Source organism: Mesorhizobium sp. M0074 (assembly GCF_040322975.1).
Lineage (GTDB): Bacteria > Pseudomonadota > Alphaproteobacteria > Rhizobiales > Rhizobiaceae > Mesorhizobium.
Genome location: NZ_JAMYUM010000030.1, coordinates 1 through 24,191 on the forward strand (window position 1 = coordinate 1; position 24,191 = coordinate 24,191).

Below are 24,191 nucleotides of genomic sequence, written 5' to 3' on the forward strand. Positions count from 1 at the left end.
GACAATCTTGCTGTGGACGCTGGGTCGCGGCGCGCGCCCCCCCCCCCTCTCGTGTGGGGCGCGACCCCCCACCCCCCCCCCCCCCCCCCCCCCCCCCCCCCCCCCCCCCCCCCCCCCCCCCCGGCAGGTGAGGTCGCGAAAGTCCTAGTGGGAATCACGAGGCGCGCCGTTGCCGCGAAAGGTCCGCCAGCCGGAGAACATCGAGGAGATGATCGACTGCTTCGACATGATGTCCTCGCGCACCGCGGCATAGATATGGATGATCACGAAGCAGATGATCACCCACATGCCGAGATGGTGCCAGGTATGCACGTCCTGACTCTGACCGAGAAGTGGGATGACCCAGCTCGAGAACAGGTCGTACTGCCAGGACCCCATGCCGGCCCCCTCGCCGTAGAGCGCCAGTCCGGTCACGATCATGAAGATGGTGAACCAGACGAACAGGAAGTGCATGGCGAGCGTCGCGAGCGGGTTGTGCCCGGAACACTTCATCGGCTCGCTCACCAGCATGGCGTACCAGAGCACCTCGTGCCAGAGCTCCTTCCAGAACCGTCCGTTCCAGACAGGCGGGAGGAATATCTGCCGGGAATGCTCGTTGCCGGCGAAGACCCAGTAGATGCGGAATGCGAAGCCGACGATCAGGACATAGCCCGCAACGAAATGCAGGTAGCGTATCCAGCCGAAGAGGAAACTGGAACTCGCCTCGCCGCCAACCGCCGGCGGCGGCGAGCCGATCAGGTAGCCGGTGCCGGCAAGCATGAGGATGGCGAAGGCATTGACCCAGTGCCAGAGGCGCAGCGGCGCCTCGTAGACATAGACCCCTTCTTCGCCATGCGGAGTTTGGCTCGCGCTCATGGCCGCCCCCTAGCCGCCGAACACGAACGTAGCGCCCGAGCCGGCAATGACCATGCCGAGCCCGGCGCGCGCCCAAGGCGACGACGCGAGCCTGAGGCCGATGCCGGTGCCGGCCAGATGCAGCGCCGCGGTCGAGAGCGTGAAGCCGGCAATATAGGCAAGTGCCGCGCCGGTCGTCTCGCTCGCATGGGCATGGCCATGGAAGAGGGCGAAGAACCCGGCAAGGCCGATGCCGAGCATGCCGGGAAGGCCGGCACCGGCGACGATCATGATGCCGAGAGCAAGCACGGATAGCGCGATCATGCCTTCGACCGCTGGCAGGCGGATGCCGGCAAAGGCCAACGCCGCACCCGTCATCATCATCGCCACGAAGGTTGCTGGGCCACCAGGACCCGCGACGGCATGGCCACCGCCGACCAGACCCCGACCGCCGCCATGGCGAGAAGGTGGTCGAGTCCCATCAGCGGATGGGCGATGCCGGCGGCGAACCCGTCGGCATGCCCTGCGCCGACATGGGCGAGCGCCGGGCTGGCAAGGACCGCGAGCGAAGCTGCGGCGCCAAGTTTCAGGATAGCGTGTCTCATTTCGATTCCTCCCCTAGCGCACTTTGACATTGGCAAGTTCCTGTCCGTCCGGACCCATGACATGGGTCGAACAGGCAAGGCACGGATCGAAGCTGTGGATCGTCCGCAGGATCTCGACCGGCTCCTCCGGCCGCTCCACCTTGGTCTCCATCAGCGACGCTTCGAAGGCGCCGATATTGCCGGCATGGTCGCGTGGCGAGCCGTTCCAGGTGGTCGGCACGACGCATTGGTAGTTTTCGATCCGGCCGTTCTTGATGCGTATCCAGTGGCCCAACGCCCCGCGCGGCGCTTCGGTGAAGCCGACCCCCTTGACTTCGGCGGGCCAGGACTTCGGATCCCATTTCTGGGTATTGGCCGTCGAGCTGTCTCCAGCCTTGATGGTGGCGATCAGCTTGTCCATGAAGTAGACCTGCTTGCGGGCCGCCCACTGTGCTTCCAGCGCGCGCGCAGCGGTGCGGCCGAGCGTCGAGAACAGCCCCGTCAGCGGTACGCCGAGTGCCCGCAGCGTCGAGTCGACCTGCTCCTTGATCTCCTCGTGGCCCTGGACGTAGCCGACGACATAGCGGGCGAGCGGCCCTACCTCCATCGCATGGCCGCGCCAGCGCGGCGCCTTGATCCAGGAATATTTCGCGCTCTCGTCGATTTCGCGGATGTCGGTGCGCGTGCCCTTGGCATTCGGCCCGAGCTGATAGTTCGGCTCCGTGATACCATCCCATGGATGCAGGCCCTTCGCCTCGTCCGGGTATTTGTACCAAGAGTGGGGCACAAACTCCTGGATCTGCTCGGGATCGCGCACGTCAACGGGCAGCACCTCTTTGAGGTTGCCATCGATGATCGCGCCCTGGGGCATCATCAGGTTGGCTGCCGAATAGTCGTTGGCTTTGTCGGGGATGTCGCCATAGGCAAGAACGCTCTTGCCCGACAGCCCGCCGCCATAGAGCCAGCCCTTGTAGAGACTGCCGATCGCGATGATGTCGGGGATGTAGACGTTGTCGACGAAGGCGATGGCGCGCTCGATGACGCTGCGGACGTAGTTCAGCCGCTCCATGTTGATCGGCGCGCCGGCCGCCATCTCACCGTCGATGTTGATCGCACAAGGCACGCCCCCCACCAGCCAGTTGGGATGGATGTCCTTGCCGCCGAAGATCGTGCGCGTCGTCATGATCTCCTTCTGGAAGTCAAGCGCTTCCAGATAGTGCGTCACCGCCATCAGATTGGCCTCCGGCGGCAGCAGATAGGCCGGGTTGGTCCAGTAGCCGTTCTTGAACGGCCCGAGCTGGCCGCTCTCGACGAACTTCTTCAGCCGGTTCTGGATGTCACGGAAATAGCCCGGCGAGGACATCGGGTGGCTCGGCGAAACCGCCTGCTGCAGCTCCGACGTCGCCTTCGGGTCGGCTCTCAATGCGTTAACCGGATTGACCCAGTCGAGCGCGTGCAGGTGGTAGAAGTGGACCAGATGATCGTGCACCTGCAACGAGAGCTGCATGATGTTGCGGATCGAATTGGCGTTCTCCGGGATTATGATGCCCAGTGCGTCCTCGACCGCACGCACCGAGGTGAGCGCGTGCGTGCCGGTGCACACGCCGCAGATGCGCTGGGTGAAGGCCCAGGCGTCGCGCGGGTCGCGGCCCTTGAGGATGACCTCGAGCCCGCGCCACATGGTGCCGGTCGAGACCGCGTTGCGGATGATGTTGTTCTCGTCGATGTTCACCTCGCAGCGCATATGGCCTTCGATCCGCGTGACCGGATCGACGACCACGCGCTGGCCGGAGGTGTCGAGATTGAAGCCGTTCGGCGTCTGGATGACCATCACTTGTTCCCTCCCTTTTCGCGCATCCGCTTGACCACGCTCGCCGCCGCATGCGCGGCCGCGGCGGCGCCGATGAGGGTCGCGGCCGTCGTGCCGATCCTGTCGGCATCGGCCTCGATGCCGAAGCCGTGGACGCGGGTCAGGCGGCTGTAGAAATCGCCCTTGTCCCAGAAGCCGTCCTCGGAGCAGCCGATGCAGGGATGGCCGGCCTGGATCGGGAAGGAGAGGCCGCCGTTCCAGCCCACCGTCGAGCAGGCGTTGTAAGTGGTCGGTCCCTTGCAGCCGACCTTGTAGAGGCAATAGCCCTTGCGCGCGCCCTCGTCATCGAAGGACTCGACGAACTGGCCGGCGTCGAAATGCGGGCGCCGATAGCATTTGTCGTGGATGCGCTGGCTGTAGAACATCTTCGGCCGGCCCTGCCGGTCGAGCTCTGGGAATTTTTCAAAGGTCAGGATGTAGGTGATGACGGCCGTCATCACTTCTGGGATCGGCGGGCAGCCGGGAACCTTGATGATCGGCTTGTCCGGCAGGCCCGGAACCTTATGGACGGGCGTGGCCCGCGTCGGGTTCGGCCGCGCGGCCTGCACGCAGCCCCAGGAGGCGCAGGAGCCCCAGGAGATGATCGCCTTGGCGTTGGAGGCGGCATGGTTGAGCTGGTCGACGAAGGGCTTGCCGCCGATGATGCAGAACATGCCGTCCTCGTTGAGCGGCGCATTGCCTTCGACCGCGAGGATGTAGTTGCCCTTGTACTGTTCGACGACCTCGTCGACGATCGCCTCGGCCTGATGGCCGGCGGCCGCCATGAGCGTGTCGTCATAATCGAGTGAAAGCATCGACAGCACGACGTCCTTGGCGAGCGGGTGCGCCGAGCGGATGAAGCTTTCGGAGCAGCAAGTGCATTCAAGCCCGTGCAGCCACAGCACCGGAATGCGCGGCTTGGACTCCATCGCGTAAGCTATTTTCGGCGCAAAGGCCGGTCCAAGGCCGAGGGAAGCCGCCGTCAGGCTGCAGAATTTCAGGAAACTTCGGCGGGTGATCCCCTGTCGGCGCATGACCTCGTAGAATGTTTGTTGCATCAGGCCTTCCTCCACAGGCGGCGGCGTCTCCTGGTGCCGCGGACATGCGAAGGCGGAGCAAGTCCGATGCCAGAGTTAAAAAGCCGAATAAATTCAAAACTCAGATGCTCTTCGAGGCGTTGACTTGTTCCGGTCGCCGGCAAAGGAGTGGAAACCGGGCTGGCAGATTTCGAACAAAGTTTCCGCGATGCGGCGAGACGAGCGAAGAGGCCTGGCGGCGGGTGCCGACGGGATTTCGGCGGGCCTCGACCGACCTCGCCCAGAGCCACGCGCGGCTTGTCAGGACGGCCGAGCAGATCGCGCTTGGCCTGCGCGGCTACAGCAGACTGGGAATCGCGGGATTTGCACCATCTACTCGTCGCCGCTTGCGTTGAAACCGCTGTTGTCGGGTTTGTCGCATCCGCGACACGGTGATGTTCGGCCGCGCGCCGCCGCACTCGCAGCTAAGCCGTTGAATAAAATGCAGACTGGTTTGTCTGAGGCTGCACGTGCCGCGGTCGTGACCGGTCTTTCATTGCGTGAGGCCGAACGTGCGATTGCAGCTCCTGCCGCCGCGCAAAGAGAGGTTCAAGATTTGTGCCAACTGCGCTTGGCCGGCAGGTGGCATAGAGCGGCGCCTGAGAATGAAAGTGCCGGCCGCCCAGCCTTCATAGCCGTTCCTCCTTTGTGGCGTGACGGCCCGAAAGTCGCCATCGCGTCAGATGTTCATCAGGGTTCGGCATAGCCGGGGCTCGTCCGGCGACAGTCATGGCAGCGACTTCGCTTCTGGAGCCGCTCATCCGGCCGATAAGAACACATGCGCGTCCTAAGCCGTAATTGATCCGCCGGAGCTGACCAAAGCCACCTTGCTCTGGGTTGCGGCAATGGCGATTGCAGGCGAGAAGCCGAGAAGAACCGATGCCGCGAGGAGTCCTGAGGCCATCCGTCCACGAGACGTCACCAGGGAACGAAGTATTGCGTTCCGCGTTACACTACCGTATATACGTCCGCAGCACAGGAGCGCGCCATGGCCACCACAGCCACCAGGAAGGAAACACCCGTCTCGATGCGGTTTCGCGACGATGATCTCACCATCATCGACCGCGGCGCGGAGCTGCTCGGCCTGTCGCGCACGGAGTTCATGCGGCGCGCCGCGCTGCACGAGGCGCAGACGGCCATCCTCAACGAAACCGTCATCCGCGTGTCCCCGGAAGCTTATGACGCCTTCATGCAGGCGATCTCAGCCCCCGCCGCTGCGCCCCCGCCGAAGGCGGCCGAGCGGCTGCGTCGGTCCCCGCCCTGGGACCGCTAGGTGGCGCTTTCAGGCATCGAACTCCTCGACGACGCGCACCGCCTCGACAGCTTCGATTGCGGCAAGCCGGCGCTGAACGCTTGGCTGGCCGGCTTCGCGCGAACGAACCAGGTCCGCGGCTTTACCCGGGTCCTGGTCGTTCACGATGAGGGAATAGTCGTCGGCTATTACGGCCTCGCGCCGGGCGTGATCCAGCCAAACAGCGCACCGCGCGCCATCCGCACCGGACGCCCGCCCGATCCGATCCCCTGCCTGTTGATTGGACAACTCGCCGTCGACCATCGCTATGCCGGACAAGGCATCGGCAGCGGCCTGGTCAAGGACGCGCTGCATCGCTGCGTCGCCGGCGCCGACATCGTCGGCGGCCGCGCAGTGGTGGTGCGGGCGATCGACGCCGAGGCCGAGCGCTACTGGCAGAGCTGGGGCTTCATTCCCGCGCGGGACAATCCGTCGGTGCTCATGCGCTCGATCCAGGACGTGGGCCTCTGGCTGGCCGACAAAGGCCACTAGCTCCACGCGCGTAGCGCCTCCCGTAGCGGCAGCGTCCGGGCGCGCCGGCCTGCAGCCGGATGACGATCCCTCACGCAGGGCCAGAGGGAGACGGCGGTCAGAGCGAGGAAGCTAGCAATAATCTGGGCGACTGGGCTGCCTACCAGGTCCCGTCTCGTGAAGGCGCTAGAGGATACTGGATCCAGCCGCCAAAGGCCGGGAGATGGCGCGACGCGCGGACTTTGGGATGATAGTCTGGGACGGCGCATCGCCCGGCACGGCCGTCAACGTGCTTCAGCTCGCCATCGCGAACAAGCCGTGCGTCATTTGCGATCTGGCCAGGGGCAGCATGGCGACTACGTACAATGTGGGAGACTGGTGCGCCATGCTCCGCGATGCCGGTCCAGACATTCGGCGCGCCAAGCCGAAGCCCGCATGGCCCCGGACGAGCGCCTGGCGTTGCCGGGATGATGTACGCGCGGTCCCGGCGGGTTCGACCCGATAGGCTTGATCCGGCCCCGCCCCCAACTCCACTTGTATGAACGGCCGGGGCCGGCCCTTTTCGAAACCGGCCCACCGCCGCGTGACGTTTGCAGGATGATCGTCTTGACCCGTCTCGCATCTGAAGCGGGTGCAAGCCTGCCGAACATTCCGGCTGCTTGGTCATCCAACCTGGCTGCGAGGCATCGCCACCGTGGGGGTGGCGTTCGCTGCCAGTCGGCTCCGATCTCGAAACCGCTGCGCCGCCATACCGAACACGCAACTCGGTTTAAGCGCCAGGCTGCTGTTCGAGGTATTGACGACCCAGGCGACATGACCGGAAAGGCTGGCGGGGTAAGCAGCTTCCATCGATCCGGCGGCATTGCGGATGTGGCTGGCGATGGCGGCCTGAGTTCTTGTCCATCTGCCGCATAGCGGGTGGTCAGGTGCTGGCCGAAGCATTTGTCTCTCAAGGTCACCCCTTGGAAATCCAGCACCAGCGGCTTGTCGGGACAAGATAGATGCTATCGGGATTTGGCCGCCGCAGCCGCGAGCATCGCTTCTCCCATCCCATTGACGCCTCGGGCATTCAGCATTTCACCAGCGTTCTGAATGTCGCGCACCTCTTTGTTCTGGCTGAGTTTTGATTTACCAACCAGGCCGGTGATCTCGATTTCCAGGGCGACGATCCCCTTAACCATCGTGTCAATGAAGTCCTTCGGCGCGTCGCCCATCTTCCACGGGGCAGGCTGCGAGGCTTCATGCATGTGAGTGAGCTTCGCCACGTTACGGCGCACATAGCGCTCATCATCCCGGACAGTGATGCGTCCGTGGGCGTGGACGACGAGATAGTTCCATGTGGGCACCTGCTTATGGAATTCATGCTTGCTTGGATACCAGTTCGGCGAGATGTAAGCGTCGGCCGCACGGAAGATAACGAGGACTTCATCGCCATTGGCAACTTCCTCCCAGACTGGATTTTTGCGTGCAACATGGCAATTGAGGACGCCTTTGTCTCCCTTCGAGCGGTCAAGCTCGAAGGGAATGTGGTTCGCGTCGAGTGTGCCTTTGCTGTGGGTGACCAGGATACCGAGCGGATGTCTCCCGATTAGGTCAAGCAGGGTGTTGTGATCGGAGACGGCAAAATGGGGCGGAACGTACAACGGTGGATCTCCTGTCGCGAATGGGCGGTCGTTAGCGAGCGGCGGTGTCTTGCGGAACGGGCCCGGGCATCTTCGTTGCCGGCGAAGAGGGCCCCGGATCTCGCTGTCCACCATGCTCAAGAACTGCCATCGAGAAGTGGGCAGGCAGATCAGATGCCGCCGCGTATGAGTGCGGTTGGTCAGTGACAAGCCGCACACTCTCGCCTTGGCTCAAAATTACTGCGTGGGTACCCACCACGACACTTAGGGACCCCTGAGTCACCGAGATCAGCTCGCGCGTATCCGGACTATGAGCATCTGCGGAAAACACGTCGCCCGGCATAATGGCCCAGCTCCACAGTTCGAACATCGTTCGTCCCGAGATCGATGAATGAAGTTGTGCAAAGCTTCCTTTAGCGCTTGTCCAAAGCGTCCTCGTCTCTGTCCGCTCAATAGGAAGGCGAACTGTGGAAGGATGGTCATTCAACAAATCGGCCACCGAAAGCGAAAACGCCGCCGCCAGTCGGCAAAGTATGCCGATGCTGGGGTTCGCCTTGCCTTGCTCCAGCGTGACGACGGTTCCCTTGGATAAGCCGCTCAGTTTTGCCAGTCGATCCAGGGTCAGGTTTTGGTCGCGCCTCAATTGTCGGATCCGAACCGCTATCGCTTGGCCAAGCACCCGCTCGGGGTCCAACGCTGTCGTAACATCGGTCATTATATTGACTTAGTGCCTCGGCTCACTTATTACGGTCAATATAATGACCGGCCTGAAATTGTGCAACTGCCCCGTTAGCGAGGAAATGACCGATGCGTTTTGAAACAAAGGCGATCCATTGCGGCCGAGCTGTCGACGCTTCCACAGGGGCGGTGTCCCTGCCGCTGCACACCAGCACGACGTTCCGACGTAGCGTCGACGGCTCGTTTCCTTCCGGATTCGAATACACGCGGGATGGAAATCCGACGCGCAACGCGTTCGAAATGGCCATGGCCGCGCTCGAGGGCGGAGAAGATGGCATTGCCTTCGCGTCGGGCATGGCTGCAATCGCTGCAGTCTTTGAGAGCCATCCGTCGACCGGGTCGGATCGTTCTGCCGGATGACATGTATTTCGGCATTCGTTCGCTGATTGACGAGACCGACATTGGATCTCGCTTCGACTTTGCGGCCGTCGACATGCGCGATCTGGATGCCGTGCGCGCCGCGGTCACGTCGAAGCGGACTGGCCTCGTCTGGGTCGAGACGCCGTCAAACCCGATGATCCGCGTTGTCGACATTTCGGCCATCTGCAAAATCGCGCACGAGGCTGGCGCCTTGGCCGTAGTGGACAACACGTGGGCAACTCCAGTGCTTCAACGGCCCCTCGAAGTTGGGGCGGACGCGGTCATGCACTCGGCGACAAAGTACATCGGCGGCCACTCGGACTTGATGGCGGGCGTCGTCATTGTCCCGCACTCGTCACCCCTCGGTCGCCCACTGCGGATGGTCCAGAGTCACAAGGGCAGCGTCGCAGCGCCATTCGACTGTTGGCTGGCATTGCGGGGCCTGCAGACATTGTCGGTACGCGTGCGCGCGCATTGCGAAGGCGCCCAGAAGGTTGCTGAGGCTTTGGCGTCTCATCCGCGTGTCGAAAAAGTACTTTTTCCTGGCCTGCAAACTGATCCGGGACACGATCTCGCTAAGCGGCAAATGAGCCATTACGGAGCGATGCTATCCTTTATCGTCAAAGGCGGAGCCGATGCTGCGATGGCTGTGGCCGGCCGCCTCGAGGTTGTTGCCCGGGCGACAAGCCTTGGCGGGACGCACTCTCTGATTGAGCATCGCGCATCCGTCGAGGGTGCCAAGTCCAAGGCGCCAGGCGGATTACTGCGAATCTCAGTGGGACTTGAGCATCCTCAGGACATTGTCGATGATCTGATGCAGGCCCTAGGCGGAACCTTCAAAGCGGCAGCCGAATGACGCGGGTGCAAGAACTCTGGCAGCGCTTTACGTGGCGGCTGGCGCAGCAATGCGGCCTGCTACGGTTGGGCGCCTAGATCAGGCAAAGCATCTTCGACGATGCTTAGATTTCGATCGAAAATCTCGGTGTCGGATGCGTTGGCGCGGAGAGACCGCACCTTGTTCAGGATCGCCGCAACCGCCGCTTCAGGCCTGGCGATGCGGCTCGACCTTTTCGAGGAAACCGCCGGTCTGCATCAGCTCGGCGATCTTCTTGTGCGCGACTAAACGGTCGAGACCGTCGAGCTCGCCCCAGACCGCCTAGCGCTCCGGCGTCACCTCCAGCCCGGCGAGAAAGTCCTCATTGTCCTTGAGGCTCACCGCCGCATTGACGGTGAGGATATTGACCGCCGGCAGCCGGTGGCGCTTGCCGGCCTCGAAATCATTGAAGTCATGCGCCGGCGTGATCTTGACCGCACCGCTGCCTTTTTCGGGATCGGAATACTCGTCCGCCACCACCGGGATCCTGCGGCCGACGATCGGCAGGATGAGGTTCTTGCCGACGAGATGCCGGAAACGCTCGTCGTCGGGGTGGACTGCGACAGCCGTATCGCCCAGCATCGTCTCCGGCCGGGTCGTCGCAACGGTGATGAAGGTCTTCGGATTTTCCGGATCGAAGGTCATGCCTTCGACCGGATAGCGGAAGTGCCAGAGGTTGCCGTTGACTTCCTGCTGCTCGACCTCGAGATCCGAGATGGCGGTCAACAGCTTCGGGTCCAAGTTCACAAGGCGCTTGTCCTTGTAGATCAGCCCTTCCTTGTAGAGCGTCACGAACACTTCGAGCACGGCCTTGGACAGGCCCTCCTCCATGGTGAAGCGCTCCCGGCTCCAGTCGGCCGAGGCCCCGAGCCGCTTCAGCTGGTTGAGGATGGCGCCGCCGGATTCTGCCTTCCATTCCCACACCTTGTCGATGAACTCATCGCGCGTCAGGTCGCGGCGGTGGATCTGATTTTGCATCAGCTGGCGCTCGACCACCATCGCGTGGCGATGCCGGCATGGTCCATGCCTGGTTGCCAAAGAACGTTCTTGCCGCGCATGCGCTCGAAGCGCACCAGAATGTCCTGCAGCGTGTTGTTGAGCGCGTGGCCCATATGCAGCGAGCCGGTGACATTCGGCGGCGGGATGACGATAGTGAAGGCTTCAGCCCCCTCCTCGGCCCCGGCACCGGCCCGAAACGTCTTTTCAAGCGTATTATGTTTTTTGTGCATAGACCAACGAGTTGAACGGCGGCCCCATAAATCGCCGATGTGATAGGTCGGGCAAAGGCGTCCACCAGCTCGTACTTGTCAGGACGATGCCACCCTTGATCTTGCACCCGCCTCCGATACCAGCGATGCGCTGCGTCATATGCTCATGCCTGTCAGGATGGGATGGGCGCTGCTAGCACCGTGGCAGTTTGACAACCCGGCCATCGGGGCGGTAGCACCGTCCAAGACCAAGAGTCGCAGGGCAGACCGCACCCCATCGGGCTGCGCGACCCAGACCAGCTGACGCCCAACTGGCACACTCATCGCGCATCAGCACCGTGGATGCGACATCTACTTTGTTTACTTTGTTGCGAGCGCGATATCGGAACTTGGTTGTGACGCAGCTGTGCGTAAGCGCACCGCTGTCAGCAAGTGAGTGAGCGAAAGAACTACGTGGTGGAGGTGAGAAGTCATGCGGCGTCAAGATTCCCCGCCCTTTGCGGCAAACACACTGATCCCTCTTCAGAATCCGGTCTTTCGTTCGATCTGGACAGCCACGCAGATATCCAGCCTTGGCTGGCTGGTGCAGAGCGTGGCTATAAGCTGGCTTATGGCAACGATTTCAGCCTCCGATCTGATGGTTGCGCTCGTGCAGGCTGCATCGACACTGCCCGCCTTCTTCTTGTCGATCCTTGCTGGAGCGATTGCAGACAGCTTCAGCCGCCGCGGCGTGATGCTTGCCGGACATTGCCTGATCGCATTGGCATCCACGGCGCTGGCTCTCTCTGTTGGACTGGGCTTTGTCAGTCCATGGCTGATCTTGGGACTGAGTTTCTTGGCGGGATGCGGCTTTGCCTTGAATGATCCAGCCTGGCACGCCTCGGTCGGCGACATCCTGGAAAAGCGCGACATACCCGCTGCAGTGACGCTGATGTCGGTGGGGTACAACGTGGTTCGGAGCATAGGACCGGCGCTGGGCGGTGTAATTTTGGCTTTGCTGGGCCCCCTTACGGCTTTCGCCTTCGCTGCGCTGACCGACCTGGTCCCATTGAGCGCTGTCCTGCGCTCCAAGTGGCAAGTTCGTTCTTCGCCTCTTCCGCGCGAGCGGATGACGACGGCCATTCATGATGGCATGCGCTTCACGGCAATCTCCTCGGAGATCAGAGTGGCGATCGTGCGTGCAACCCTGTTCGGGCTGTCAAGCATCTCGATCCTTGCTCTGCTCCCCCTCCTGGTTCGCGACCAACTGGCGGGGGGGCCAATTGTTTACGGCGTCCTGTTGGCCGGCTTCGGCACAGGCGCCTTCATCGCGGGCATTGGCAATAGCTACTTGAGACGCATCACGTCCCAAAATCGATTGATCACGCTCGCGTCCGTTGCTTGCGCAACGTGTTGCCTTTTACTGGCTCTCACATCATCGGTGGCTGTAGCAGCGATCGCGCTTGCAATCGCTGGCGCCGGCTGGGTTGTCACCTGGACCGGAACCGACGTGTGTGTGCAGTTGGCTAGCCCAAGGTGGGTCGTTGGTCGCACCCCGTCGATCTATTACGCCCTGACCTACGGCGGCATGGCAGCGGGCAGCTGGATCTGGGGTGCTGTCGCGCAGTACTATTCCCTGACGTGGGCTTTGGAAGGTGCTGCAGCGGCGCTGTTGCTGGTTGCAGCTGTGGGAAAGCTATTGCCGGTACGGCTATGGGAGGAATCGGATCAAGGGGCCTTCGACTTCAGGCCACCAGAACTGGCCCTCGATTTGAAGCCCAGGAGCGGCCCGATCGTGATCAAGGTGGAGTACTCGATCCCCGAGGAGAATATCGAGGAATTTCTGAGCTGCATGCGCGAAAGGCGGCGCGTTCAGAGCCGTGCCGGTGCGCGGGACTGGACCCTCCAGCGCGATCTTCAGAACTCGACTCTTTGGACCGAGACATTCCGCACGCCGACATGGACGGACTATCTTCGTCTAAACCATCGGCTAACGGTGACTGACAGGGAGGTAGGCGAGCGCCTTGCCGCTCTGCGGGTCGGTGATTCTCCTCCTCGTCTCTCACTTTCGATCGAGCGGTCGACAAGCCCCGCCCCCGGCAGCCAAGTCCAGCCTGTGCCCTTTGTATCGCGCCCGTAAGGAAACCAGTAACTTTTCTGGGCTCGGACACGGGAATGGCCGAGACCTACTCCTTCTCTCGTCGGGTCAGCCCGGATTGCCATACCTTGCGGCCGGTTAGGCGAGCATGAGGATTTGTGTGGCACGTATGTCCACCACGGGCCCATGTCCAGCCCCACCGCCTCTGCCATCAGATCGGCTTGGGGACGGGTTCAGGTCGCCTGTCCCCGTGCATCGCGGCGAGCAGCGGGGAGCAAGGGGGGCGGAGGGGTCTCGCCGGGCACGGAGTGAAGCGGGCAGACGGAGGAATCCGCCACCTGCGGCGCGACAATGAAGCTGCGAGCGTTGCCTCAATCAAGATGAGAATGCTGGCGGGTTGGAACGCAGGGAGGGCGTAGCCCGACTGGAGTTTCAACCCGCCAGCGCCGCCGCCTTTTCGGGCTTCAGCGCGCGCGTGGATTTTCTGCATTTAGCTGCAGCGAAGGTCCCGGTGGTGCGGTGGAAGCGCACCCGGGGCATCTTGGACTTATTATCCAGGACTGCTGCATTGCCACAGCAATGGTCACAACCTGCTAGGGTCCGGACCCATAAAGGGTTCCACTGACGGTGGTTTTATGATTCACGGTCTCCAAAGGGAGGCCACCGATGAATCGCGATTATTTCTGGCTGACCGAGGAGCAGTTTTCGCGGCTGCAGGCGCTGCTGCCAACCGACACGCGCGGCAAGCGCTGGCGGTCCTCCGGCTGAGGTCCTGATCGACTCTTCGGCCGTGAAGGCGCATCGCTGCGCTTCTGCCGGCAAAGGGGGGAGCAAAATCAGGCGATTGGCCGGTCGCGCGGTGGGCGAACCACGAAGATCCACGCCCTGACCGATGGCCTGTGCCGCCCGATCGCTTTCCTCTTGACCGGTGGCCAGGTCGCCGATTGCAGCGCCGGAGATTTGCTTCTGGAGCAGATGCCCGAGAGCCCGATCCTGCACGCCGACAAGGGCTATGACACCAATGCCATTCGCCACAAGGTCGAGGCTAAAGGGGCGATGCCGAACATTCCGTCGAAAGCCAACCGGCGCTGGAAGAACTGCTTCTCCCCTTCCTCTACCGTGATCGCAACGCCACGTTTGGACGGCTCAAGGATTTCCGCCGCATTGCCACCAGCTACGATCGATCGGCCACTAACTTCCTCGCTGCCGTCTGCCTCGCCGCTACGGTCGGTTACTGGCTGTGACAGTTGTCCTCGACAAACAGAAGCGAACTTGCGCCCTGAAGCAGGGTGATCGCTTCAGAAACGGTGCGAAGGAGTATGTCACTCGCCGGCTCGATGTCGTGGATGAGGCCGGCGGCCTCACCAATCATGATCGCGGCTATCGTGGGATCGCCGCTTGCCCACGCTTCGCGGTAGGCAGCGGACTGCGCGTCAATGTCGGCGAGGAGATGGGCCTCATTGCCGTGCCAGGCTTCCGTAAAAGCATTCTTCCGAACGCGCAGTGAAAACCGCGATGGCCAATCCAGGCGGCGCGCTAGGTCCATCACCGAGGTTCGAACCGTGTCGTCTCCGGTCGCGGCAAGGGCAGCCTGGTGCAGATTTGGATGAACGAGAGCCTCCAACGAGGCCCAGAAACGTGATCCCATCACGACGCCATCAGCGCCAAGCATCAGCGCCGCTGCGAGCCCACGACCATCGGCGATGCCACCGGCCGCGCAGATGAGCGTGTCCGGCGCCCGTCGCAGTACCAAGTTCGCGACCTCCGGAACAAATGTGAATGTCGCTCGCTTCTCACCGTGACCGCCGGCTTCCGCGCCTTGGGCGACGACGATGTCGGCTCCGGCATCAAGAGCGCGGCGCGCGTCGTCGAGGCTCTGGACCTGGCAGATCAAGGGGACCCCGGCGGCCCGTATCGCCGGCGAAAAAGGCGCCGGGTCGCCAAAGGATAGGAAAATCGCACTTGGTCGCCGCTCCAGGGCCTTATCCAGTAGGCGCGGGTTCCTGGCGAGTGACCAAGTTACGAAGCCGCAGCCGACAGGTCGGTTGCCAGATCGCTCGAACTCTCGCGTCAGCCAATCAGCGTCGCCATAGCCGCCGCCGATAAGCCCAAGCCCTCCGGCTGTATGACCGCACCTGCGGGTTCCCCGCCCGATGCGAATGCCAACGGCGCGCTGATGATCGGATGCTGCAGTTTAAGCCGATCAGTGAGACGGGTTACGATGCGCATCATGAGTCCAACAGATTGCCTTGAGTATCGCAGGTTCGGTTGATCCTATCGAGCCCCGCTCAGCGCCCCGCGATTAACGGCAACCAGAGCCGCCAGTCGACCAACGGTTATGAGTCCGGACCTTAGTACTACAGTTGCGGATGCCGATGCCGTTTGTAGTGACAGATGGTGGCCGCAGCCTGATGTCGTCGTCGCCATAGCGACCAGGCGATGATGAAGGGCTTTTGTGTCGGTGGGAAGATGAGGATCCGGGCGAGGAGATAGCGGATCTCGGGGACGCTCGGGACGAGCGCAGCCATCCGGATCAGGCGGCGATTGGCTCCTTTGGACTCGTTTCGTTCGGTTTGCTCCATGCGCTGCGGCGAAGATCAGCCGATAGCTTCGAGAGGAATGCCAGGGCGGCCATGCACAGGCTCATGTGGCGATGCCATCCGTGCCAGGACCGAGCCTCGCAATGATCAAGTCCGAGATCATCCTTGGCGCGCTCAAAGCACTCCTCGATCGCCCAGCGCAGGCCGGCCACTGCCGCCAATTCGGCCAAGGAGGAACCGGGCGGGGCGAAGACCAGGTAGTAGGCTTTTTCTCCGGATGTCGATCGCTTGCGGCGGACGAGAAGCCAATGCTCGAAGCCGCCTTTTGACGTCCAAGGGCGGCGGATGCGTGCCCAGTCGTAGAGCCGAGGGCCTTTGGCGCCTTCACCTGCCGCATGACAGGCCCAGTCGTCGGGCTCGAACTCGCTGGCCAGTTCCTCGGGCGAGGTTTCCTCAAACAGACGATCCCCTCCCCGGCGCATGAAGTGAGCGCCTCGAACCGCCAAGACATAGGGCTGCTCGCGAGCTTCCAGCATCCGGCGAAGGCTGCTGTCCGCCCCGTAGACAGCGTCGCCCAGAACGTAAGCGCACGGGACGCCGGCATCGAGCGCCGCCTCGACCATGGCGCGCGCCATCTTTGGCTTGGTCGCAAACTCGACCATCTCCGGGATCGACGCTCTGGCACATCGCGCCCGATCCCTTGTCCAGCTCTCCGGCAGATAAAGGCGACGATCGACCAGCGCTTGGCCGTAGCGGCTCGCGTAAGCCAAGAACACGCCGACCGGGCTGTTCTCGATCCGCCCCGCCGTTCCCGAGTACTGACGCGCGACACCGGCGGAACGATCGCCCTTCTTCACAAATCCCGTCTCGTCGACGATCAGGACGCCATCCTCAGCGACTGCATCCGATAGGGCCGCTCCGCTCCGGATTGCTCAGCCATCAGCCAGCCTGTCTTGCGCTCAATGCCGGAAAGAAGGCCGTCAAGGAAATCTGCGCCCGTTTCCCGCAACTCACGACGAGGAAGCACCCGCCCAACCCGCGCCTTCAGCGCTGTGAGCGGCCAACAAGCATCCGGCCCGTGGGGCCGACTCGTCTCCCGGTCGTGTGAGCAGAAGAACATCGCGAAGTGCGGCTTCATCCTCGACGCCGCGAGCCTGCTCGCCGTACCGCGGCCGCCGAAAGCCCTAGGCGCTGTCACCAGGCGCCAGCCCACCTCTCTAGCTGGCGGACCATCGCATCGAGCGCGCCGATGGCCGCACCTGCAGTGATTGCAATGTCCTCAATGCGCCGCAACTGTTTGGGTCGGCGGCAGCCCTGCGCAACCAGGCCGGCACCGCCGTCGTCGGCGCGGCTTCCGTGGCACCGGGAAGAGTGCCGTGGTGGCGCAGGAGGGTTTTGGCTCAGAATCATGGAACACGATGAATCATCGCGGCGCTTTTTGTAGAGCGAACGATAAGTCTTGCACGACCAGCCATTTATCCCTCGCGAGATCAATGCCGCGGGCAATTAGCAGGCGAACTCCGTCCGGACTGAGTACCTGTTTCAAGGCGGGCAAAAGAAGTTGTGTAGTCATGTCACGAAATGCTTGGTCCGCTTCTCTGCCGGCCGATGGTCCATGAAATCCCCTCCCCACCCATGACACCAGACACCTCCTTGCCAATAGACCGATCAAGCACTGGCCTCCATGGTACCAGCGTGAACTCGCGCGCCTTCTCGACTATGACGTACTTGCCGCTGGCAAGGTCGATCGAGCGGCGCAATCGACCCTCTATTCGATCACCAGGCTGCGCTTCGGAATACGAGAGTCCGAGTTCGTCAGACAGTTGACCGGCAACACGGTTCAGCTCACGTTGACGCAGCATCGAAAGCATGTTGGCGCGATAGACGATCCGGTCCTGCTCTTCCCGAGCAAGACCTTGCGCAATCAGCCACTGCCGTCGGCGGCCTTGCGCCTCTCGGACATCGCGGCCGAAACCAGAGCTGTGCAAGGCCTCCGGTGTGTCGGAAACCAGCTCTCGATCGAGCCAGGTGGCGCCGTCGAACCTGACTTGTCTCTCCAGCGGCATCGATGAGAGCTTGTGAACCGTGACAGGCTCGGCCCTCGCTCGCTTACGCTCGTAGTCAGACACACGGTCGAGATGATCCGGTGCGACGATCCAGGTGCCGTCCGGCTCGCGCTCGACACGACCGGTCGCCCGGCGGATCGCCTCCAGTCGCCGCACGTGCGTTTCGGCAAAGCGTTCGGTGGCCGACGGGTCATGCTTGAGATGGATATCGATGCTGTAGCGCGCGTCATTGGCCGTGGCGATCTCGGCAATTGTGCGGTCGACTTGCCTTGGCCCGGTGTCCCTCGGCGTGACCCGCACTATGCAGCCCTCTGGCGTCGGTTGGGTGGCCTCGCCTTTGCCGATATCAACATAGTGGCTTTTGCCGTCCACGCCGTCGACGACGAGGTAATGGCGGTCAGTGATTTCGTCGGCCAGGCCGCGCGCAACGATGCGGCCAACGACAGGCTGCATCTGCTCTGCAGATCGATCATGGACAACATAGTCGGCGGCACTGCGGGCGAGCCCCTTGCCGGTCAGTTCGCGGTGCATGGTCTTGATGATGTCGCCCCGCTCGCCGATGCGGCGCAGCGTCGCTTCAAGCTCGCCATCAAGGCGCCAGCGGCCCGAGCCGACTTCCTCAGCCAGACCCATCCGCTCGAGCTTGCGCAGGCGGCCCTGGTGCAGCGTCTGGCGAAACGTGTCTCGGCTGGCCGGTGAGACATGCCCCTCATGGTCGCGCATGCGGAGCAGCTGCCGATCGATGCTGGTGAAGCGTTCCCGCTCCATTTCCTGGCGCAGGCGTTGCTCGATCTCGCGGTCCGTTCTCGGGCCAAGGTCGAGGCTGACCAGCTCGGCCGCCTGTTCACGGATTCCAGACGAGATGTAGTCTCGCGCGATGACAAGATTTTCGCCGCGGTCGTCCTTGCCGCGGACGATAATATGGGTATGCGGATGACCAGTGTTGAAATGATCGACAGCGACCCAGTCGAGCTTGGTGCCGAGGTCTCCTTCCATCTGCGCCATGAGGCGCCGCGTGAGCGGCTTGAGGTCGGCATACTCGATGCCGTCTTCAGGTGCGACGATGAAGCGGAACTGATGCCGGTCGCCATCGGCACGATCGATGAACGCCTTGCCATCGACGCGGTCGCTGTCGGCGCTATAGAGCTCGCCAGGCTCGCCTTCCCGGGTGACGCCGTCGCGCTGGAGGTAGCGAAGGTGTGCACGTGCCCCGTCAACACCCTTGCCGGCCAGCTTGACGATACGCGCCTTGACGACGGCGCGCCGCTGCCGAAACGCCGCGTGGCGATCGCGCGCTCTGAGAACGGCGGCAGCAGCCCCGCCGCGCCCCGCCCGGCTTCCGATGAAGCGGCCACGGCGACCGCTGCCGCCGCCGGCTCGGTTGATCGCGGCGCGAATCTGGCCGGCGAAACGCTTGCCTGCCTTCGAGCCGCGCGATCCGATTTTGCCCAGGCTCGGCTTGAACTCTTCATCCTGCATTGAGCCTCCTAGTAATCTTTAACAAAATCACATGTTTGTCGGCAGCAGCTCTCCTGACGCTGAAGGCAGCCTCCGTGAAAAACGATGTGCAGACAAAGACTTCGCCGGCTCCAGGAGGCGATGCCTTTATCTTGCCTTCAGCGGACCTGCCTCCCTGCCTTCCTGCCCCGACCCACGGTACCCCTGCCCTCACCAGCGATCCGGCCGGCCTGACCTTGCTCGCTCCGATCCGAGCGGCACCACAATTTGGCCATTCGGATCGGTCGCGGAAACACCGTTTCGCAGGAAAAACAGCGACTGCCCGGACGGGATTTCCGGCGCTTTTCCGGAACGGGATTTGCCGGTGAACGCGTCCATGTCGGCGGCCGCGATCCCCGCCGCCTTGAGCTCTTCCAGATACGAAACCGTCTCGCTGGGCAGCGGTCGCCCACGCTGCAAATGCTGTTCGTAGCGGTCCGGCCCAGCGTTATAGGCGGCAAACAGGCCGGGAAAGCCGAAGCGGTCATACATGGCGCGCAGATAGGCAGTGCCTGCCAGAATGTTATCGCGAGGGTCGTGCGGATCGGCTCCCAAGCCAAGCTCTGCGCGCATCTCCTCGTAGGTGCCGGGCATCACCTGCATGAGGCCAATAGCGCCGGCGTGTGAGGCGATCGGCCGTCCGTCCAGCATTGTCTGCCCCCGGCTTTCGACATCCATGACGGCATAAATCCAGGGCTGTGGAATGCTGAAACGCCGGCTTGCTTCGGCTATCAAGTGCTGCCATCGTTGGAGCTGCGGACCACGGGAGATGGCGGCCGGCTGAGCGTCGGTCGCGGCGGAACAGGCGCATGGCGCTATCGCGACCATGCCGAGCATCAGGAGGGTTACTCGGTCCATAGCGGCACGAGCCTCCCGGCAATATTTTCGGCCGGCACCGGCCCGAAATAGCGGCTGTCGAAGGAGCGGTTTCTATCGTTGCCGAGCAGGAAAAACTCGTCGGCGGCGAGCTTGCGGCAGGCATTCCACCAAGGCAGCGCACGGTGCTGCGTGTCGGTTGCCAGCCGGCGCGCGACAATCTCGCCGCCGATGATGATGGCGTCGCCGAAGGCGCAGACATGCTCGCCAGGCAGCGCGGCAAGGCGCTTGACCAGCGGCACATTGCTGGGCAGATAGAAGCGTTCGGCGGCGAGATCGGCGACCGGTTTTGGCGGGCGGACGAGCACCAGATCGCCACGAGCCGGTGATCCGGACGCGACGCGATAGAGGCCGACCGGCGCACTGGCCGAGGCGTTCCACACCAGCCAGGGCGATGGGTTGTCGAAAGCGGCGAAGCCGATCAGGCCGAGGCCTATTGTGGCCACGGCGATCGTCTTGCGCGCCCCAATGCGCCGCAGATGGCTGCCGATCAGACGGATAGTGGGACGCCGGCTCATGAGCGGCCTCCCTCACCGGCCGAGCCGGAATTGTGCCCGCCATCCTCGGGCCTGGTCTCCTGCGCGCGTCCCTTCGACCAGTCGTCGAGCTCGTCGATGTGATAGCGGACATACCGGCCGTGCTTGCGAAATTGCGGGCCGCCGCCTTTGAGCCGCATCTTCTCCAGCGTGCGCTGGGACAGCCCGATATAGAAGGCGGCCTGCGCGGTGTTGAGAAACGGACTGCCCTTCTTCGCGCGGGCCGCGCGTTCGTTTTCGTCGTCCATGATGATCCTCGTTTCGCTACGGACAAGCGAAGGCGAGGATCGGCGAGCGAGATCGTTTCGGGGACGGGCGAAGAGTGGGGGGCGAGTTTTCGCCGCCCCTTCTTGAGAAGAGCCCCGCGCCGGTTGCGGCGCGAGGCTCGAGGCAGGCGATTCAGTCGACCGGGTTCCAGATGATGGCGTATGTGTCGTCATCATCCTGGCCGGCGGCGCGGCCGAGATTGGCGTAGAGCTTGCGCGGGCCGAACTCCGGGGCGGCAATCGACAGGCTCACATAGTCCTTGCCGGAGGTCTCGCCGGTGCGGATCCAGCCGGCCCCTACTTCGACCCCTTGCGTCAGCACCCGAAAGTCGGGATGGGTGTCGGCGCTCTTTGCCTGATTGGGCACGATGTCGATGTCGGCGCGGACACTGAGCGTCTTGAGCTGGCCCTTGTAGCCGCCGTTTTCCTGTTTGGTGACGTATCCGATCGCGGTCATTTTCAGTCTCCTTTGGTGCTCGTAGGGGACCATTCCCCTGCGATGGCGGACCGTGATGGGCGCGTCCGGACCGCCGGAACCGGGACGGCCGCAGCGATAGCGGAGGACCCGAGCGGGCAGCTTTTTTGAAGCGAAGCGGCGCGAGGAAGCCGCCGCAGGCGGCGGGGAAAAAAGCTGCTGGCGAGGGTTTCGGGCGGGCCGGATCCGCCCATAGGTCGTCAAGCCAGCCGCAGGGGAATGGTCCCTGAGACACATGGAGACAGGTGGCGCGATCGGCGGCACAACGAGCAGGCGGCATTACAGGGCGCCGGCTGCGCGGGCTCTGTCGGCAACCCGATCGGACAATTGGACCCATGCGCCTGGCGCCTCGGCAAGCAACCCGGCGTGGTGCAGGGCTGCCGAAACGGGGGCGAATTGGCGTCGGGATTTCTCGCGCGCGGCACTGACTCGACAAGACGAGCAATCGGCAGCCGGCGCGGCCCGGAGCGGCGCGCGCGACCTGAGCTGCGGCACTCGAGAGAACCGCCGCTCGGGCCCTGATCGACTATTGGCGCGCGAACAGCGGCTGCACTTGTGCCCACTGATCGGCGGTGCGGAAACCGCCGCGACTGGTGTAGCTTTCGGCGGGGAATTTCATCCAGCGCGGCAGCCAGGTCTCGACCCTGAGGCGGCCATTCTCGCCCGCCAGGAAGTCGCGGATGATCTTCTTTTGCGTCTTGACCTTCTCGGCGACATTGCCGTCCGCGACCAGCTTGCCGCCGACCTCGGCCAGCATCGAATTGGCGATTTCCTTGTCGCGCAAGAGGTCGAAGAAGGCATCGTCCGGTTGCCACCATGTGCCCATATCGACGTTCAGATGGTTGCCGAGCGCCTCGATGACGGTGCTGCCGGCTGCAGACGTCTCGGCCATGACAAGGGTGAGAACGCGCATGACATCGTCGTCGCACAGCGCCAAGAGGCGCGCGAACACGCCGGCGATAGCAAAGGCGTCGCCATTGCCGCCGGCGACCACGCCATCCTCATCCGGTGATCCGAGCAGGGCCAACACTTCGCGCCGCTTTTTGCCGAATGCAGCTTCAGCCTTGCAGCCGGCAAGGCTGGCAGTCACCGTCTCGTTGGCTGCGCGCTGTGGCTCACGGCGCACCTGCCACAAGCCGGAACCGGTGATGGCGTGCGCCACCACGAGGCGCAGCGCCACGGCGGGATGGTCGAGCATGGCCGCACGCACGGCAGCATGGCGATGCAGATCGACATAGTTCTGCATCGGGCCGGTGAGTTCGGGGCGCGGCGGCTTGGCGGCTGTTTCGTCTTGCTCACCGCCCTCGCGGGCGCGGCGGGCTTGCTTGTGTGACAGCCAGCCCTCGTGACACTCGACCTCGCCGCGATACGTGACCGCGATGAAGACCTTGCCGCCCTTCTTCTTCGGGGTCTTCTCGTGGTCCCATGGGTGGAAATACTGGCCCGGCTCCAGCAGCACCACCTCGCTCCAGCCGTCGTTGAGATAGGTGTCGCGTCTGGCGGCAATCGCTTCGTTCTGCTTTTGCCAGAACAGGTCGGCATCGGCGAAATAGCTGTCCTCGCCGAACAGGTCCGAGGTGATCAGGCCGGGTATTCGTCGATGGCAAACAGCGCCACCTTGGTGGAAATCGACTGGCCGCCGAACAGCCATTGCTTCAATTGAAAGCCACGCGGCGCGTATTGATCGGGATCGGCACAGAGTGCCAGCCAGTCCTTCTGCTGCGCCTTGGACGCCATGGTGAGATGGCGCGCCGTCTCGGCGTCGATCTCCTCGCGCCGATAGGCTTCGCGGATTTTGGGCAAGAGGTAGCCAAGCGCCAGAATGCGTTTGACCTTCAGGTCAGTGATGCCGAAGGTCGCAGCGATGTCCGGAACGGTGCGGCCTTGCCTGACGAGCCGCGAAAACGTCTCCCATTGCGATACTTCGTCAGGATCGAGGCGGGCGAGGTTTTCGATCAGCGAGGCTTCCAGCGCATCGGCGTCGTCACCGTCCTCCATGATGGCGCAGGGCAAGGGATCGCCTTCGCCGCGCTCGTCGGCAAGCGATTTCGCGGCGAAATAGCGCCGCCTGCCGGCGACGATCTCGAAGGTTTCCGGCTGGCCGTTCGGCCGCACAAGGAGAGGCACCAGCACGCCGCGCGCACGCACGGAGGGCAGGATGTCGGATATGTCGGGCGCGCGTTTTCCATGGCGCATGTTGAGCGCGCAAATGTTGAGCTGATCCAAGGGAATGTGGGCAAGCTGCATGGTTACTCTCCTTTCGCTTTGGTTGAGGTTGTCCCCGCCGCAGAGGCCGAAGGCCGGCGCGGCGGGACGGTTTTTGCGCCTATCGGCGCTGCTGTTCCGCCGTGTCGGGCGGAAGCTCGGAATGGGGCTTTGAAAGGGCCTCTGCTGCCTGCCGCAGAAGTCGCTCGGCCTCGGTGATGTGGCCGCAAATGCGGGCGGCTTCGGCATAGACGGAGAGCGGAAAGCGCGCCTGGAAATGCAGGTCACGCTCGATGCCGAGGCCAAGCGGACCTTTTACGGATGCAAGCTCGGCCAGACTGACGCTGCCGAGTTCGGGGAAGCCGAAGCCGAGATCGCAAAGGCCGAACAGCGTGTCGCCATCGGCGTCGAGTTCGGTCAAAAGCCACGTCGCGGCACCTGTCGGATTAAACAGTTTCACAACGGGAAAATGGTCGACGTCGGCGTCGGCGGCGCCATTGGCGAGCAGTCGTGCGCGCAGTGGATCGGTGATCAGGATCATGGAAAGACTGTGTCAGAACAGGTCGAGTTGATTTCTGCTGGCTTCATCGAAGAGGCCGATATCGAGCGGCTTTTGCGCCGCGCGCGGACGCATCGGCGCGTCCATCAGGAGGCTGAGCCGATCGCGCGTGGTGATCGGCCGGACACGGGAATGAGCATCTGCTCGCCTGGCGGCGTCGGCTCGGTCGCGGTCAGTTGAGGATCGC

22 protein-coding genes and 3 pseudogenes are annotated in these 24,191 nt (G+C 63.2%); 7 read left to right on the forward strand and 18 right to left on the reverse strand.

Features of this window, described 5'->3' with window-relative positions; genetic code table 11:
• Positions 1 to 144: 144 nt before the first annotated feature.
• From cybH to NKJ73_RS30025, 5 genes are read right to left on the reverse strand one after another with little or no spacing between them, the layout of a single operon-like run.
• Complete coding sequence (cybH, locus tag NKJ73_RS30005) at positions 145 to 855, reverse strand: Ni/Fe-hydrogenase, b-type cytochrome subunit (protein WP_023679113.1); 711 nt, start codon at positions 853 to 855, stop codon at positions 145 to 147.
• 9 nt (positions 856 to 864) lie between these two features.
• Positions 865 to 1,218, reverse strand: a complete 354-nt coding sequence (locus NKJ73_RS30010; protein WP_352572100.1) for a HupE/UreJ family protein — start codon at positions 1,216 to 1,218, stop codon at positions 865 to 867.
• The gene (locus tag NKJ73_RS30015; protein ID WP_051406206.1) at positions 1,215 to 1,439 is read right to left on the reverse strand and encodes a HupE/UreJ family protein; all 225 of its coding nucleotides are present in this window, start codon (positions 1,437 to 1,439) and stop codon (positions 1,215 to 1,217) included. Before NKJ73_RS30015 ends, NKJ73_RS30010 begins: the two co-directional genes overlap by 4 nt.
• Before the next feature lie 13 nt (positions 1,440 to 1,452).
• Positions 1,453 to 3,249: a nickel-dependent hydrogenase large subunit gene (locus NKJ73_RS30020; RefSeq protein WP_023679114.1), complete on the reverse strand. Its 1,797-nt coding sequence runs from the start codon at positions 3,247 to 3,249 to the stop codon at positions 1,453 to 1,455.
• Complete coding sequence (locus NKJ73_RS30025; RefSeq protein ID WP_023679115.1) at positions 3,249 to 4,325, reverse strand: hydrogenase small subunit; 1,077 nt, start codon at positions 4,323 to 4,325, stop codon at positions 3,249 to 3,251. The genes NKJ73_RS30020 and NKJ73_RS30025 overlap by 1 nt, the downstream gene beginning before the upstream one ends.
• 1,006 nt (positions 4,326 to 5,331) lie before the next feature.
• On the opposite strand from NKJ73_RS30025, the gene NKJ73_RS30030 reads away from it, so the two are divergent.
• Both NKJ73_RS30030 and NKJ73_RS30035 read left to right on the forward strand, forming a co-directional pair.
• Positions 5,332 to 5,616: a type II toxin-antitoxin system TacA family antitoxin gene (locus NKJ73_RS30030; protein WP_023679116.1), complete on the forward strand. Its 285-nt coding sequence runs from the start codon at positions 5,332 to 5,334 to the stop codon at positions 5,614 to 5,616.
• Positions 5,617 to 6,126: a GNAT family N-acetyltransferase gene (locus NKJ73_RS30035; RefSeq protein ID WP_352572064.1), complete on the forward strand. Its 510-nt coding sequence runs from the start codon at positions 5,617 to 5,619 to the stop codon at positions 6,124 to 6,126.
• A 983-nt stretch (positions 6,127 to 7,109) separates the two neighbouring features.
• Here NKJ73_RS30035 and NKJ73_RS30040 read toward each other — a convergent pair.
• Together NKJ73_RS30040 and NKJ73_RS30045 are read right to left on the reverse strand one after the other, a co-directional pair.
• On the reverse strand, positions 7,110 to 7,748 hold the full coding sequence (locus NKJ73_RS30040; protein WP_352572065.1) for an FMN-binding negative transcriptional regulator: 639 nt from the start codon (positions 7,746 to 7,748) through the stop codon (positions 7,110 to 7,112).
• 31 nt (positions 7,749 to 7,779) lie between these two features.
• Positions 7,780 to 8,442: a helix-turn-helix domain-containing protein gene (locus NKJ73_RS30045; protein WP_352572066.1), complete on the reverse strand. Its 663-nt coding sequence runs from the start codon at positions 8,440 to 8,442 to the stop codon at positions 7,780 to 7,782.
• 92 nt (positions 8,443 to 8,534) lie between these two features.
• On the opposite strand from NKJ73_RS30045, the gene NKJ73_RS30050 reads away from it, so the two are divergent.
• Both NKJ73_RS30050 and NKJ73_RS30055 read left to right on the forward strand, forming a co-directional pair.
• Positions 8,535 to 8,825, forward strand: coding sequence for a PLP-dependent transferase (locus tag NKJ73_RS30050; protein ID WP_352572067.1), 291 nt, complete (start codon positions 8,535 to 8,537; stop codon positions 8,823 to 8,825).
• Between the two features lies 1 nt (position 8,826).
• A complete protein-coding gene (locus tag NKJ73_RS30055) occupies positions 8,827 to 9,681 on the forward strand; it encodes a trans-sulfuration enzyme family protein (protein WP_352572068.1) in 855 nt (284 codons plus the stop codon).
• 189 nt (positions 9,682 to 9,870) lie between these two features.
• Here NKJ73_RS30055 and NKJ73_RS30060 read toward each other — a convergent pair.
• Positions 9,871 to 10,895, reverse strand: a pseudogene (locus NKJ73_RS30060) (class I tRNA ligase family protein); the annotation flags it as partial.
• A 484-nt stretch (positions 10,896 to 11,379) separates the two neighbouring features.
• On the opposite strand from NKJ73_RS30060, the gene NKJ73_RS30065 reads away from it, so the two are divergent.
• On the forward strand, positions 11,380 to 13,026 hold the full coding sequence (locus NKJ73_RS30065) for an MFS transporter (protein WP_352572069.1): 1,647 nt from the start codon (positions 11,380 to 11,382) through the stop codon (positions 13,024 to 13,026).
• Positions 13,027 to 13,726: 700 nt separating this feature from the next.
• Positions 13,727 to 14,228, forward strand: a pseudogene (locus NKJ73_RS30070) (IS5 family transposase); the annotation flags it as partial.
• Here the strand turns inward: NKJ73_RS30070 and NKJ73_RS30075 are convergent.
• From NKJ73_RS30075 to NKJ73_RS30125, 10 genes and pseudogenes are all read right to left on the reverse strand, one after another.
• Positions 14,216 to 15,145, reverse strand: coding sequence for an NAD(P)H-dependent flavin oxidoreductase (locus NKJ73_RS30075; RefSeq protein WP_352572101.1), 930 nt, complete (start codon positions 15,143 to 15,145; stop codon positions 14,216 to 14,218). The pseudogene NKJ73_RS30070 and the gene NKJ73_RS30075 sit on opposite strands and share 13 nt — an antisense overlap.
• 372 nt (positions 15,146 to 15,517) lie before the next feature.
• Positions 15,518 to 16,644, reverse strand: a pseudogene (locus NKJ73_RS30080) (IS701 family transposase).
• 454 nt (positions 16,645 to 17,098) lie between these two features.
• A complete protein-coding gene (gene rlxS / locus NKJ73_RS30090; protein WP_352572071.1) occupies positions 17,099 to 19,069 on the reverse strand; it encodes a relaxase/mobilization nuclease RlxS in 1,971 nt (656 codons plus the stop codon).
• Positions 19,070 to 19,258: 189 nt separating this feature from the next.
• Positions 19,259 to 19,945: a lytic transglycosylase domain-containing protein gene (locus tag NKJ73_RS30095; RefSeq protein WP_352572072.1), complete on the reverse strand. Its 687-nt coding sequence runs from the start codon at positions 19,943 to 19,945 to the stop codon at positions 19,259 to 19,261.
• Complete coding sequence (lepB, locus tag NKJ73_RS30100) at positions 19,933 to 20,481, reverse strand: signal peptidase I (RefSeq protein ID WP_352572073.1); 549 nt, start codon at positions 20,479 to 20,481, stop codon at positions 19,933 to 19,935. Before lepB ends, NKJ73_RS30095 begins: the two co-directional genes overlap by 13 nt.
• Positions 20,478 to 20,747 carry a helix-turn-helix transcriptional regulator gene (locus tag NKJ73_RS30105; protein ID WP_352453595.1) on the reverse strand — a complete coding sequence of 90 codons (270 nt, stop codon included), beginning with the start codon at positions 20,745 to 20,747 and terminating at the stop codon, positions 20,478 to 20,480. The genes lepB and NKJ73_RS30105 overlap by 4 nt, the downstream gene beginning before the upstream one ends.
• A gap of 151 nt (positions 20,748 to 20,898) precedes the next feature.
• The gene (locus NKJ73_RS30110) at positions 20,899 to 21,222 is read right to left on the reverse strand and encodes a DUF736 domain-containing protein (RefSeq protein WP_023672372.1); all 324 of its coding nucleotides are present in this window, start codon (positions 21,220 to 21,222) and stop codon (positions 20,899 to 20,901) included.
• A gap of 544 nt (positions 21,223 to 21,766) precedes the next feature.
• Positions 21,767 to 22,891 carry a hypothetical protein gene (locus tag NKJ73_RS30115; protein ID WP_352572074.1) on the reverse strand — a complete coding sequence of 375 codons (1,125 nt, stop codon included), beginning with the start codon at positions 22,889 to 22,891 and terminating at the stop codon, positions 21,767 to 21,769.
• Positions 22,822 to 23,487: a ParB/RepB/Spo0J family partition protein gene (locus NKJ73_RS30120; RefSeq protein WP_352572075.1), complete on the reverse strand. Its 666-nt coding sequence runs from the start codon at positions 23,485 to 23,487 to the stop codon at positions 22,822 to 22,824. Before NKJ73_RS30120 ends, NKJ73_RS30115 begins: the two co-directional genes overlap by 70 nt.
• Positions 23,488 to 23,566: 79 nt before the next feature.
• Positions 23,567 to 23,986, reverse strand: a complete 420-nt coding sequence (locus tag NKJ73_RS30125) for a DUF2958 domain-containing protein (RefSeq protein ID WP_352572076.1) — start codon at positions 23,984 to 23,986, stop codon at positions 23,567 to 23,569.
• On the opposite strand from NKJ73_RS30125, the gene NKJ73_RS30130 reads away from it, so the two are divergent.
• Complete coding sequence (locus NKJ73_RS30130) at positions 23,915 to 24,184, forward strand: hypothetical protein (protein WP_352572104.1); 270 nt, start codon at positions 23,915 to 23,917, stop codon at positions 24,182 to 24,184. The two genes, NKJ73_RS30125 and NKJ73_RS30130, sit on opposite strands and share 72 nt — an antisense overlap.
• Positions 24,185 to 24,191: the final 7 nt, after the last annotated feature.

What these genes read in the sequence shown, in the direction of transcription:
- cybH (WP_023679113.1), bottom strand. Translation starts at nt 855, where the DNA reads ATGAGCGCGAGCCAAACTCCGCATGGCGAAGAAGGGGTCTATGTCTAC.
- NKJ73_RS30010 (WP_352572100.1), bottom strand. Translation starts at nt 1,218, where the DNA reads ATGATGATGACGGGTGCGGCGTTGGCCTTTGCCGGCATCCGCCTGCCA.
- NKJ73_RS30015 (WP_051406206.1), bottom strand. Translation starts at nt 1,439, where the DNA reads ATGAGACACGCTATCCTGAAACTTGGCGCCGCAGCTTCGCTCGCGGTC.
- NKJ73_RS30020 (WP_023679114.1), bottom strand. Translation starts at nt 3,249, where the DNA reads ATGGTCATCCAGACGCCGAACGGCTTCAATCTCGACACCTCCGGCCAG.
- NKJ73_RS30025 (WP_023679115.1), bottom strand. Translation starts at nt 4,325, where the DNA reads ATGCAACAAACATTCTACGAGGTCATGCGCCGACAGGGGATCACCCGC.
- NKJ73_RS30030 (WP_023679116.1), top strand. Translation starts at nt 5,332, where the DNA reads ATGGCCACCACAGCCACCAGGAAGGAAACACCCGTCTCGATGCGGTTT.
- NKJ73_RS30045 (WP_352572066.1), bottom strand. Translation starts at nt 8,442, where the DNA reads ATGACCGATGTTACGACAGCGTTGGACCCCGAGCGGGTGCTTGGCCAA.
- NKJ73_RS30050 (WP_352572067.1), top strand. Translation starts at nt 8,535, where the DNA reads ATGCGTTTTGAAACAAAGGCGATCCATTGCGGCCGAGCTGTCGACGCT.
- NKJ73_RS30055 (WP_352572068.1), top strand. Translation starts at nt 8,827, where the DNA reads ATGTATTTCGGCATTCGTTCGCTGATTGACGAGACCGACATTGGATCT.
- NKJ73_RS30065 (WP_352572069.1), top strand. Translation starts at nt 11,380, where the DNA reads ATGCGGCGTCAAGATTCCCCGCCCTTTGCGGCAAACACACTGATCCCT.
- rlxS (WP_352572071.1), bottom strand. Translation starts at nt 19,069, where the DNA reads ATGCAGGATGAAGAGTTCAAGCCGAGCCTGGGCAAAATCGGATCGCGC.
- NKJ73_RS30095 (WP_352572072.1), bottom strand. Translation starts at nt 19,945, where the DNA reads ATGGACCGAGTAACCCTCCTGATGCTCGGCATGGTCGCGATAGCGCCA.
- lepB (WP_352572073.1), bottom strand. Translation starts at nt 20,481, where the DNA reads ATGAGCCGGCGTCCCACTATCCGTCTGATCGGCAGCCATCTGCGGCGC.
- NKJ73_RS30105 (WP_352453595.1), bottom strand. Translation starts at nt 20,747, where the DNA reads ATGGACGACGAAAACGAACGCGCGGCCCGCGCGAAGAAGGGCAGTCCG.
- NKJ73_RS30110 (WP_023672372.1), bottom strand. Translation starts at nt 21,222, where the DNA reads ATGACCGCGATCGGATACGTCACCAAACAGGAAAACGGCGGCTACAAG.
- NKJ73_RS30115 (WP_352572074.1), bottom strand. Translation starts at nt 22,891, where the DNA reads ATGGCTGTTCGGCGGCCAGTCGATTTCCACCAAGGTGGCGCTGTTTGC.
- NKJ73_RS30120 (WP_352572075.1), bottom strand. Translation starts at nt 23,487, where the DNA reads ATGCAGCTTGCCCACATTCCCTTGGATCAGCTCAACATTTGCGCGCTC.
- NKJ73_RS30130 (WP_352572104.1), top strand. Translation starts at nt 23,915, where the DNA reads ATGGTCGACGTCGGCGTCGGCGGCGCCATTGGCGAGCAGTCGTGCGCG.
- NKJ73_RS30125 (WP_352572076.1), bottom strand. Translation starts at nt 23,986, where the DNA reads ATGATCCTGATCACCGATCCACTGCGCGCACGACTGCTCGCCAATGGC.